This window comes from Kineococcus indalonis, from assembly GCF_009906395.1.
Classification (GTDB): Bacteria; Actinomycetota; Actinomycetes; order Actinomycetales; family Kineococcaceae; genus Kineococcus; species Kineococcus indalonis.
The window spans coordinates 1-1732 of record NZ_JAAALM010000686.1; the positions used below are offsets into that span (position 1 = coordinate 1).

Here is a 1732-nt window from a genome sequence, read left to right on the forward strand (position 1 = left end):
TCGTCGTCCCTCCTCGTGGCGGGCGCGGGCGGGGTCGCCCGCGCGTCCTGCGGGGCCGCCGGGGGATCGCCCCGGCGGCCCGTCCACCCGGTCAGCGGGTGGGGCCCTCCTCGGGGAGGTCCTCGCGGTGCTCGTCCTCGAGCCACACGGTGGTCTCACCGGGCACCAGGGTCTCCCCGATCGGGCCGCTGGACAACACGACCCGCCCGGCGGGCAGCGCGAGCGGCTCGGTGCCGAAGTTCGTCAGGCACGTCCAGCCGCCGGGGCGGCGGAACGCCACGGCGGTGGCGGGCAGGCCCTGCACCCAGGTGAGCTCCTCGGGCCCCTGCAGGCGCCGGCGCTCGCTCAGGGCGCGGCGGTAGAACGCCAGCGTCGAGGCGGGGTCGCCCTCCTGTGCGGCGGCGGCGCGCGGCGCGAACCACGCCGGTTGCGGCAGGTGGGCCGGGCCGTCGCCGAACCCCAGGGAGGGGCCGGCGCCCTCCCAGGGCAGCGGCACCCGGCAGCCGTCGCGGCCCTTGCGGGTGCCGCCGGAGCGGCGCCAGGTGGGGTCCTGCAGCACCTCGGCGGGCAGGTCGGCCACTTCGGGCAGGCCGAGCTCCTCGCCCTGGTACAGGTACGTGCTGCCCGGCAGCGCCAGGACGAACGCGGTGGCCGCCCGCGCCCGGCGCAGCCCGCGCTCGAGGTCGGCGGCCGGCTCGGTGCCGCCGCTGAGCAGCCACGCCTCCTCGTCGGTCCCCTCCGGCAGGGCGTAGCGCGAGGCGTGCCGCACGACGTCGTGGTTGGACAGGACCCAGGTGGAGGAGCTGCCGGCCTGCGCGGCCAGGCGCAGGTTCTCGTCCACTGTGCGCCGGAAGGAGGCGGCGTCGAAGGCCGAGCGCAGCAGGTCGAAGTTGAACGCCTGACCCAGGCCCTCGGGCGAGGCGTAGCGGGCGCGGCGGTGCGCCGGCACCCACGCCTCGGCGACCGCGGTGCGCGGCGGGTCGTAGGAGTCGAACAGCGCCCGCCACTCGCGGTACACCTCGTGCACCTCGTCGCGGTCGAAGAAGCGGTGCTCGCCGTCGGGCAGGTCGTCGGCGGCCAGTTCCCGCGCGGAGGGCAGCGGGTGGCTCATGTCCTTGGTGAGGGCGTGGGCGACGTCGATGCGGAAGCCGTCCACGCCGCGGTCGGCCCAGAAGCGCAGGGTGCGCAGGTGGTCCTCGCGCACCTCGGGGTTCGCCCAGTTCCAGTCGGGCTGCTCGGGGGCGAACAGGTGCAGGTACCACTCGCCGTCGCCGACGGGCTCCCACGCCGGGCCGCCGAACACGGCGGTCCAGTCGGTGGGCGGCAGCTCCCCGCGCTGGCCCAGCCCGCGCCGGAAGACGTACCGCTCGCGCTCGGGGGACCCCGGCCCCGCGGCCAGCGCCTCGCGGAACCAGCGGTGCCGGTCGGAGGAGTGGTTGGGCACGATGTCGACGACCAGCCGGATCCCGGCGCCGTGCAGGGCGGCGACCAGCTCGTCGAACTGCTCCAGGGTGCCGATGCGCGGGTCGACGGCGCGGTGGTCGGCGACGTCGTAGCCGCCGTCGGCGAGCTCGGAGGGGTAGAAGGGGCTGAGCCAGACGGCGTCCACGCCCAGGCGCGCCAGGTGCGGCACGCGGGCGGTCAGGCCCGGCAGGTCCCCGGTGCCGTCGCCGTCGGAGTCGGCGAAGCTGCGCGGGTAGACCTGGTAGACGACCGCCTGGCGCCACCAGGC

Annotated in this window: 1 protein-coding gene; it reads right to left on the reverse strand. The window is 77.0% G+C overall.

From position 1 onward, the window contains the following. Nucleotides 1-91: 91 nt before the first annotated feature. A partial coding sequence (locus tag GTR00_RS20285) for a glycoside hydrolase family 13 protein (protein ID WP_166613339.1) occupies nucleotides 92-1732 on the reverse strand: 1641 nt, incomplete at its 5' end.